Source organism: Allokutzneria albata (assembly GCF_900103775.1).
Lineage (GTDB): Bacteria > Actinomycetota > Actinomycetes > Mycobacteriales > Pseudonocardiaceae > Allokutzneria > Allokutzneria albata.
Map to the genome: position 1 here is coordinate 2,262,554 of NZ_LT629701.1, position 8,968 is coordinate 2,271,521.

Consider the following 8,968-nt stretch of genomic DNA (forward strand, 5'->3'; position numbering starts at 1 on the left):
GAGTGGGCAGGTCAACCAGTCGAACGCTCAGGCACCGGCGGCCCTGGCCAGCCGGACCAGCTCGGCGACCGACGGTGCGGCGCCGTGCCGCAGCACCGGACCGGCGATGGCGTCCAGTTCGGTAGGGCGGACGCCCGCGACGACGTCCCGCCGCAGCGAGGTGTCCGTCCGGCCCGGCAACGCCCTCAAGGCCCGCACGCTCGCCTCGGCGTCCACGGGAACACCGTGCGCAGCGGCGGCGGCGCAGGCCTCACGGGTGGCCTCGCACATGAGCGAGGCGAGCGCGGGATCGCGCCGCACCACACCCAGCGTGCCCGCGGCGACCGTGGTCGCCAGTGCCAACGGCAGCAACAGAGTCAGCTTGTGCCACAACACCTTTGCCGGGTCGTCCGTCAGTTCGCAGTCGATCCCGGAAGCGTGCAGGTCCGCGCGCAGCGCCTCGTCCGCACCAGCCAGTTCGACCGAAGCGAACAGCGAGTTCCAAGTGACCTCCCCCGGTGCGCCGCGCTCGGCCTCGATCCGGATCGCCCCGGCCAGCACGCGCGGGCCGAACCGGGCGCGCAGGACGTCGATGTGGTCGATCCCGTTGAGCAACGGGATGACCGAGGCGGAGGTGACCGCGGGGCCGATCCGCCGCACAGCGCTGTCCAGCGCGGGCGCCTTGACGGTCACCCACAGCGCTTCCACGTCCTCGTCGAGCCGGTCGACGGCCGGGACGGGGACGGCGGAACCGCCTTTGAGCCTGCTGTGGACGGTGATGGTGCCGGAGTAGGCCGCGCGCGAGGACTCCCGCATGACCAGCGTGACCGGGTGTCCGGCCCGCGCCAGCGCGGCGCCGAGCGCCAGGCCGACGCCGCCGGCCCCGAGAATCGCGTGCCGCACGGCGCTCCTCGCTGCTCGGGGTGGACGTGTGCCGGGGGCCCGGCCCGGGCCGGGCCCCCGGCCGAGCTATCAGGTGCGGTGCAGCAGGTCCGCGACCTCGTTCAGCTCGACCGTCTCGATGCGCTCCATGACATCCTCCTTCATCAAGGGAATGAATCATCACCAGGGGTTTCCACCCCAGGATCAGATTCGCGACGAAAAGCGCTTTCGCCGCCGGAACGAAAGCTACCCAGATCCCGATTCGGCGGTCAAGCCCCCTATCCGAGTTTCCAGCAACGGCCAGGAACCCGCATCCTGGTACAAAAAATACCGGTAATTATCCACCCGGGCAGAGCAGCGCCGCTTCCTTGACCGACCAAAATCGCAGTCCTACAGTGCAAAACGGGGAGCCGCGTGCCACGGCATGCCGACGACACGCGACCGAGATGACAAAAGTGATGACCACTGGGGAATAAAAATCAACGATTTCGATGACGCATCACGGGCGCCATCGGCCGCACCAGCGCAGCTCAGCACCGAATGCGCCGGGGTGGAGCCGTGGCTCGCCCCGGTACGCGACGCCTGGACCGAGGTTCTCGGGCACGGGAATTTCGATGACGAAGCAAATTTCTTCGAAGTAGGCGGACATTCTCTTCGAGCTACGCTAATGCTGCGATCACTACGCCGCCGAACGGGTGTGGCGGTCGGGGTCCGAACGGTCTTCGACAACCCGACGATCCGCGCACTCGCGGGCGCATTAGCAGAAAAAGCCGGAGCGGGTGGAGCCGCATCGAAGGTCGTTGAGAATTAGTCGACCGCGCACGCCCGGAAACAGAGAGGATACGCCTGTGACTTCGGTGCACGCTCAATCCGACACCGGCATCGCCGAACCGCCTGAATGGCGCGGCAGCGCGCTCACCCCGCTCACCGCGGACACCGCGTTCAACGGGTTCGTCGGCACGCACGTGGTGTTCGCGCTGGACCGGCTGGGGCTGTTCGCCGAGCTGGAGGCGGGCGCGGTCCTCGACGGCGCGGCCTTCTGCGCGCGGCACGGGCTCGACGACGCCGTCTTCACCGCGCTGATCTCCTCGGCCGAGGCGTTCGGGCTGCTCCGGGTGCACGGCGGCGCAGTGGAGCTGACCGAGGAGGGCGAGCGGTGCCGACACCTGGTCGGCTTCTTCACCTGGGCGGTCGGCGGTTACCACGACGTCTTCGCCGGGGCCGCCGCGATCGCCAGCGGGCGGCGCAAGTTCGGCGTGGACGTGCTCCGGGACGAGGCCATGGTGGCGCTCGGCTCCACCCAGGCCGACACCGCGCTGATGCGCCACCTGCTGGACGAGGAGATGGCGCACGTCGACTTCTCCGTGCTCGCCGACCTCGGCAGCGGCACCAGCGATCGGCTCTGCCGCCTGGTCACCGCGCACGGAGGCCGGGGCATCGGGCTGGACATCAGCGCGTCGGCCACCGAGCTGGCGGTGGAGAACGTCGCCTCCTACGGCCTGGGCGAGCGGGTGCGGCCGATCCGCGCGGACGTGCGCGAGGTGCTCGCCGGGGCGCAGCGGGTGGACGGCGCCGACGAGGTCGACGTGGTCATGAGCTTCATGTTCTTCCACGACCTGCTGGCCGACCCCGTGCACGGCGACAACGTCGTTCCCCTCCTGCGTGCGGCGTTCCCGAACGCGCACACCTTCCTCATCGGGGACACGGTGCTCCGCCCACGGGACGGCGCCCACACCACGCTGCCGGTGTTCTCCAGCGGTTTCGAGCTGGCGCACGCGCTCATGGGTGTTCCCCTGCACACCCGCGAGGACTACGAGGAGCTGTTCGCGCGGGGCGGTTTGACCGTCCGCCGCACCGTGCCCTTCGGCGCCCCGCACACCTACCTGTTCGTCCTGGAGGCGCAGTGAGCGAGATCGTCACGGACCTGCCGATCCCGCTCGCGGTGGCCGGCCACCACCAGCCCGCGCCGTTCTACCTGACCGCGGACATGTTCGGTGGGCTGCCGGTGCAGCTGGCGGGCGGCGAGCTGAGCGGCCTCGTCGGCAAACCGGTCGCCGCGCCGCACACCCACGAGGTGGACGAGATCTACCTGCTGTTCTCGCCCAACCCCGGTGGTGCGCGGATCGAGGTGCTGCTCGACGGTGTGCGGCACGAGCTGACCTCCCCCGCGGCGATGCGCATCCCCGCGGGCAGCGAGCACTGCTTCCTGACCCTTGAGGCCGAGGTGGGCAGCTACTGCTTCGGCGTGCTGGTCGGAGACGGGCTGTGAGCTTCAACGCGAGCATCGCCGGGGCCGACGACCTCGTGCGGCTGCACCTGAGCGAGAGCCCTCACGGCGCGAGCGCGTTCGCGGTGAAGGCGGCCGAGCGGGAGCTGGCCCGGGTCAACGTCTACCCGGCGCCGGAGCGCGACGAGCTGGTGGAGTCCCTTGCCCGGCACTGGGACCTGCCAGCCGACCGGACCGCCGTCGCCAACGGCAGCGACGAGCTCGTGCTCGCGTCTGCTCTGACGTTGGGCGATCGCAGCTCGCCGGGGCTGGTCACCGACGGCACCTTTCCCGGATACCGCACCTGCCTCGACCGCATCGGCCGGGGCTCGCGCGTCGTACCGCTCGATGTGGCGGAGTTCGCGGAACAGCTGCCGCAGCACGGCATCGGCTACATCTGCAACCCGCACAACCCCAGCGGTTCCGTCCTGTCCCGCGAGGACATGGACACGCTGGTGTCGGCCGCTGAGCGGTCCGGGGTGCCGCTGGTGTTCGACGAGGCGTACATGGAGTTCGCCGACGACGCGACCCCGCAGGCCCGCGACTACCTGGACGGGGACGTCCCTGTCCTCGCGCTGCGGACCTTCTCGAAGGCGTACGGGCTCGCCGCGCTGCGGATCGGCTACGCACTCGGCCCGGCGGAGTTGCTGGCTGAGCTGCGCGACACCTTGCGGGCACTGCCTTTCAGCGTCAACCGGCTCGCCCAGGCCGCGGCCGTGGCTTCCCTCGCCGACCAGGAGTTCCTCCACCAGACCAGGCAGGCCAACGCTGACACGCGCACGTGGTTCTACGGCGAGCTGAGCGAACGCGGCCGGGAGTACCTGCCTTCGGTCACCAACTTCGTCGCTGTCCGGGTGCCCGATCCCGCGATCGCACAGGACCGGCTCGCCGCCGGGCACGGGGTGCTCGTGCGTGACGCGAGCCTCTTTGGATTTCCTGACCACATAAGGGTTTCTCTCGGGACGCGGACAGACCTCGCCCGCCTGCTCGACGCGCTGGACGAGGTGGGCCAGTGACAACCGTCGTTGATCTGCTGGAACGGCGTGTCCTCGCGCACCCCGAGGTCGAGGCGGTGCGTTTCAGGGGCGAGGCGATCAGCTACGCCGAGCTGTGGGAGCGGGCGGGGCACGTCGCGGAGAAGGTCCTCGCGTCGGGTGGTGGGCCCGGCCGGCCGGTGGGGCTGCACATCGAGCGGTCGATCGAACTCGTGGTGTCGTTCATCGGCATCCTCCGCTCGGGCAGCGCCTGCGTCGCGCTCGACACCGCCTACCCCGAGGACCGGCTGCGGTACATGTGCGAGGACGCCCAGTGCGCGCTCGTCGTCGGCGACTTCCCGTATCTGTCCACTATGGATGGTCAGGTCGACGAGGACACGTGCTACATCGCGTACACGTCAGGCTCGACCGGGCGTCCGAAGGGCGTGGTCTACGGGCACGCGGGCGTGACGAGCTTCGTCGAGTGGCAGGTCGCGGACAGCGTGTGCGGGGTCGGCGACCGAACTCTCCAGCTCACCCCGATCTCCTTCGACGTGGCCTACGAGGAGATCCTGGCGACGCTGTGCTCCGGCGGCACCCTCGTGTGCTGCGAGGAGGACGAGCGGCTGGATCCCGATCTGCTGTGGGATCTCATCGAGCGCGAGGGCGTCCACCGGGTCTTCCTGACCTTCGTCGGGCTGAAGTCACTGGCGGTGTTCGCACAGGACCGCGACATCTCCACGTATCCGCTGCGCGAGGTGGTCGTCGGTGGCGAACGGCTGCGCTGCGACGACGACGTGCGGCGGATGTTCGCCGAGCTGCCGCGGTGCGACCTGATCAACCAGTGGGGCACGGTGGAGGTGCTGATCGCGACCAACCACCGCCTCACCGGCGATCCGGCAGCCTGGCCGCTGCACCCGCCGGTCGGGATGCCGCTGCCGCACATCCACGTGCACGTGCGCGACTCCGACGGCGCCATCCTGCCTCCCGGTGAGCGTGGCGAGTTGGTGGTCGCGGGTGACTGCGTCGCGCGGGGCTATCACGGTCTGCCGGAGCGCACCGCGGCGAGCTTCGTCCCCGACCCGTGCACCCTGGACGGGCGCGCCTACCTCACCGGGGACCTGGGCCTGATCACCGAGCGCGGCGAGGTGGAATGCCTCGGCCGGATGGACGACCAGGTCAAGATCCGCGGCCACCGGGTGGAGCCCAGCGAGGTGGAGCACGTGATCAACGATGTGCCCGGCGTCGCCGAGTCGGCCGTGTACGTGGCCGGGGAGTCCTCTTTGGACCGGCATCTGGCGGCTGTCGTCGTGCCGCGCACTCCGGCGCTGAGCGCGGCGGAGGTGTTCGCCCGGCTCCGGGATCGGATGCCGGACTACATGGTGCCGTCGCGCATCGACGTCGTCTCCGCTCTGCCGAGGACGCCGAGCGGGAAGCTCGACCGACGCGCGTTCGGCGGGTGGTCGGCGTGAGCGAGATCGTGTTCGGGCTCGACGCCCTTCCTGTCACCCGTGACCCGCATTGGCCCGTCGACGTCAACGGCCGGCTCCTCGCAGGCGCGCTGCTGCGCCCTCTGTGGGACAACGGTTTCGGCAGTGCCGTGGATGCGGAGTCGTTGGATGGCGCGAAGCTTTGGCGGGTAACGCTCTCCGACGAGCTGCGGTGGTCTGACGGCCGGCCCTTGGCAGCGGAAGACGCTGTGCGTGCGGCGAGTCGGGCGATCGAGCGCAGACCTGGATCGGTCAGTGCCGTTCGTGCCGTGGACTCCCGCACCGTCGAGTACCAGTTCGACCGACCGGTGGGGTACGCGCAGCACGTGCTGTCGATGCCGAGGTTCGCGCCGTCGCGGGATGACCTCGTGCTCGGCCCGTACGCGGTGTCCTCGTGGACGTCGTCCGAGATCGTGCTTGAGCGCAACCCTTGGCACGCTTTCGGTCCTGACCAGCCGAAGCGCCTGGTCTTCCGGCTCACCAAGACCCCGGACGAGATCCTGGCGGCCTACGCCAACGGCGAGATCGACGTCACGCCGATCACCAGCTTCGGCCCGCACGAGCTCTCGGCGATCGCGGACCGGCCAGACCTGGTGCGGCGCGACATCCTGCTGTACGGCTCGCTCGACTTCGGCTCGCGGAGCGGAGAACTGGGCACCGCGGCCCGGCTGCGCGCCGCGCTCGGCAGGTTGTTGCGGCGCGCGGAGATCGCCGCCGCGACGGGCGGGACCGCACGTCCCTGCTGGTCGCCACTGCAACCGTGGTTCGGCGAAGTGTCCGAACAGGACGGATTCGACGCGGCCGAGCTGCGTGCGGCATGTCCGGATGGTCGGCTGCACATCGACTACGCCGACTACACGCCCAACGCGGAGGTGGTCGAAGAGATCGCCCGTCAGATCCGCGAGGCCATCGGTGTCGAGGTGACGAGCGCCGCGCATCCCTTTGAGGACTACATCAAGCTCGCCGTTTCCCGTGAGCACTGCCTGCTCTACACCCTTACCGCGCCGGAGTACCCGCATCCTGCGGCTGTTCTGGGGCCGTGGGCCTCGACGGGAGCGCAGGCGCGGCATGCCGGGTTCGCCGACACCGAGTTCGACGCGTTGGTCACCGAGGCGTGCGCCCTGCCCGACTCCGAAGCGGCAGCGCCGTGGATGGACGCCGCGTGGCGGTGGTGCGAAGTGATGCCCAAGATCTCGCTGCTCCAGGTGCGCGCGCACGGACTGTGCGCACCGCGGGTCGGCGGACTCGACCTGGCCATGGACGGAACCATGCCGATGCGGAACCTGGTGGTCCACGATGCCTGATCGCCCGATCCGCCTGGTGCCCACGCTGCGGTGGGTGTGCCAAGACGACGCGCTCACCCTGCTGCGGGACACCAAGGCCGTGCGGGTCAAGGGAGACAGGGAAACACTCACCCTGATCGCCTCCGCGCTCGAACGGGGAACGACCAGGGACGAGTTGACCCTGCACGCCCCCGCGGACGTCATCGACGCGTTCCTCGCCCGGCTGGACGCCGAGAACTGGCTCAGCAGCGAGCTTTCCACGCCCGAAGCACCCGGCATGCCGTGGGAGCGCCAGCTCGGTTACCTCACCCTCTTCGGCACCGAGGCCGGGCGGATGCAGGAACGGCTGCGCGCGGCCCGGGTCGGCATCCTCGGTGTCGGCGGGATCGGCGGGCTCGTCGCCCAGCACCTCGTCGGCGCGGGAGCCGGCGCTCTGTGGCTGATCGATGACGACGTGGTGGCCACGCACAACCTCAACCGGCAGTACCTGTTCTCCCGCAAGGACCTCGGCCGTCCCAAGGTCGAGGCGGCGGTGGACGCGCTGACCGCGCAGTCGGAGCACACCGGCTACCACCCGATCCGGCTCGCCGTGCGCTCGGCCGAGGACCTGAGCGTGCTCCCCGACGACTTGGACCTGTTGGTGTGCGCGGCCGACGTGCCGACCGACATCGCGTTGATCTGCTGGCGCTGGGCCGGTCCGGCCGGCGTCGCGCTGGTCTCCGGCGCGGTCGGCTTGGGCAGTGGTTACTGGGGTCCGTTGGTGGTGCCCGGGCGCGGGGGCTGCCTCGACTGCTTCGACCACGCCAAGCGCGCCCGGATGAGCCCGTTGGAGCACGAGCTGCGCCGGGCGCTCACCGACCCGACGCCGTACTCCTTCGGGCCGTCCAACAGCGTCATCGCCGCGATGCTCGCGCACGACGTCTGCCAGTACCTGGCTTCGGGGGACTGCGCCTCGCTGAACCGGCGGGCGATCCTGCGCTTCGGCGAGGGGCTGTCGTTCTTCGACCCCTCGCCCGAATCCCGCTGTCCCGCACACGAAAACGACTAAGGAGCGAACGGTGTTCCGTCAAGACCCGTTGAACACGATCATGGCACTGGGGTCCCGGTTCACGCCGGTCGCGTTGCGGACGGCCGCCACGCTGCGCCTGCCGAGCCTCGTCCACGAAGGACACTCCACTGTGGACGCGCTGACCGAGAGGACCGGCTGCGACACGAGCGCGCTCGGCCGGGTGATGCACTACCTGAGCCTGCTCGGGGTGTTCACCGAGACGCCGGAGAAGACCTACGAGCTGACCGACGTCGGCCGGGTGCTGCTCGACGACCACCCCAGCGGCCTGCGTCGGTGGCTGGACTTCGAAGAGCGCAGCCGCCTGGTCGAGAAGCGCTTCGAACCGGCCGTCGACGAGCTGCTGGAGGCCGTGCGCACCGGGCGGCCGGTCTACGAGAAGGTCTACGGCCGCGACTTCTGGTCCGACCTCGCCGCCAACCCCGAGATCGACAAGTCGTTCAACGAGGGCATCGCCCGCACCGCCAACCGGATCGTCCCGGAACTGGCCCGGATCTACGACTGGGCCTCGGTCAAGCACGTGGTGGACGTCGGCGGTGGCAAGGGCGCGCTGCTGGCCAGGCTGCTGGGCGAGCACCCCGAACTGCGCGGCACGCTGCTGGAACTGCCCAACGTGGTGGAGCAGGCAGAGGACGTCCTCGCCCCCGTCGCCGACCGCTGCGAGACGGCTCCCGGCAGCTTCTTCGACCCGATGCCCGCGGGCGCCGACGTCTACCTGATCGCCAACACCCTGCACAACTGGAGCGACGACAACGCCGAGAAGATCCTGCGGCGCTGCGTCGAGGCGGCCGGGCCGGGCAACCGCGTCGTGGTCGTGGAGCGCCTGCTGGACAGCGGCAAGGACCCGGTCATGGCGGCCTACGCCGACCTGCTCATGTTGGTGCTGCTGGGCGCAAGGGAGCGCACGGCCGAGGACTTCCGGGAGATCGGCGGGCGCGTCGGCCTGGAGCTGACGGAGACGCTGCGGTTCGAGACGCCGGGAATGTGGTTGCTGGAGTTCGTCGTCCGCCCCTGAGAGGTGATCCTGC

The 8,968-nt window shown here is 70.0% G+C and carries 9 protein-coding genes; 8 read left to right on the plus strand and 1 reads right to left on the minus strand.

The window, feature by feature from the left end; all coding sequences use genetic code 11:
• Positions 1–27 precede the first annotated feature (27 nt).
• Positions 28–882, minus strand: a complete 855-nt coding sequence (locus tag BLT28_RS10245) for a ketopantoate reductase family protein (protein ID WP_030432860.1) — start codon at positions 880–882, stop codon at positions 28–30.
• Between the two features lie 403 nt (positions 883–1,285).
• On the opposite strand from BLT28_RS10245, the gene BLT28_RS10250 reads away from it, so the two are divergent.
• The 8 genes from BLT28_RS10250 to BLT28_RS10285 all read left to right on the plus strand — a co-directional run bounded on the left by BLT28_RS10250 (position 1,286) and on the right by BLT28_RS10285 (position 8,955).
• Complete coding sequence (locus tag BLT28_RS10250; RefSeq protein ID WP_081900738.1) at positions 1,286–1,672, plus strand: acyl carrier protein; 387 nt, start codon at positions 1,286–1,288, stop codon at positions 1,670–1,672.
• A 37-nt stretch (positions 1,673–1,709) separates the two neighbouring features.
• Positions 1,710–2,768 (plus strand): SAM-dependent methyltransferase, encoded by a 1,059-nt coding sequence (locus tag BLT28_RS10255; RefSeq protein ID WP_156051690.1) that lies wholly within the window; start codon positions 1,710–1,712, stop codon positions 2,766–2,768.
• Positions 2,765–3,130 carry a cupin domain-containing protein gene (locus tag BLT28_RS10260; protein WP_030432858.1) on the plus strand — a complete coding sequence of 122 codons (366 nt, stop codon included), beginning with the start codon at positions 2,765–2,767 and terminating at the stop codon, positions 3,128–3,130. The genes BLT28_RS10255 and BLT28_RS10260 overlap by 4 nt, the downstream gene beginning before the upstream one ends.
• Positions 3,127–4,143: a pyridoxal phosphate-dependent aminotransferase gene (locus tag BLT28_RS10265; RefSeq protein WP_043813708.1), complete on the plus strand. Its 1,017-nt coding sequence runs from the start codon at positions 3,127–3,129 to the stop codon at positions 4,141–4,143. Before BLT28_RS10260 ends, BLT28_RS10265 begins: the two co-directional genes overlap by 4 nt.
• On the plus strand, positions 4,140–5,573 hold the full coding sequence (locus tag BLT28_RS10270) for an amino acid adenylation domain-containing protein (RefSeq protein ID WP_030432856.1): 1,434 nt from the start codon (positions 4,140–4,142) through the stop codon (positions 5,571–5,573). Before BLT28_RS10265 ends, BLT28_RS10270 begins: the two co-directional genes overlap by 4 nt.
• Before the next feature lie 128 nt (positions 5,574–5,701).
• Positions 5,702–6,895: an ABC transporter substrate-binding protein gene (locus BLT28_RS10275; protein ID WP_231950844.1), complete on the plus strand. Its 1,194-nt coding sequence runs from the start codon at positions 5,702–5,704 to the stop codon at positions 6,893–6,895.
• Positions 6,888–7,922: a ThiF family adenylyltransferase gene (locus tag BLT28_RS10280; RefSeq protein ID WP_030432854.1), complete on the plus strand. Its 1,035-nt coding sequence runs from the start codon at positions 6,888–6,890 to the stop codon at positions 7,920–7,922. The genes BLT28_RS10275 and BLT28_RS10280 overlap by 8 nt, the downstream gene beginning before the upstream one ends.
• 10 nt (positions 7,923–7,932) lie before the next feature.
• Complete coding sequence (locus tag BLT28_RS10285; RefSeq protein WP_052408054.1) at positions 7,933–8,955, plus strand: methyltransferase; 1,023 nt, start codon at positions 7,933–7,935, stop codon at positions 8,953–8,955.
• Positions 8,956–8,968: the final 13 nt, after the last annotated feature.

Excerpts from the sequence above, each read along its gene's own strand:
- BLT28_RS10250 (WP_081900738.1), top strand. The coding sequence starts at position 1,286 with ATGCCGACGACACGCGACCGAGATGACAAAAGTGATGACCACTGGGGA.
- BLT28_RS10280 (WP_030432854.1), top strand. The coding sequence starts at position 6,888 with ATGCCTGATCGCCCGATCCGCCTGGTGCCCACGCTGCGGTGGGTGTGC.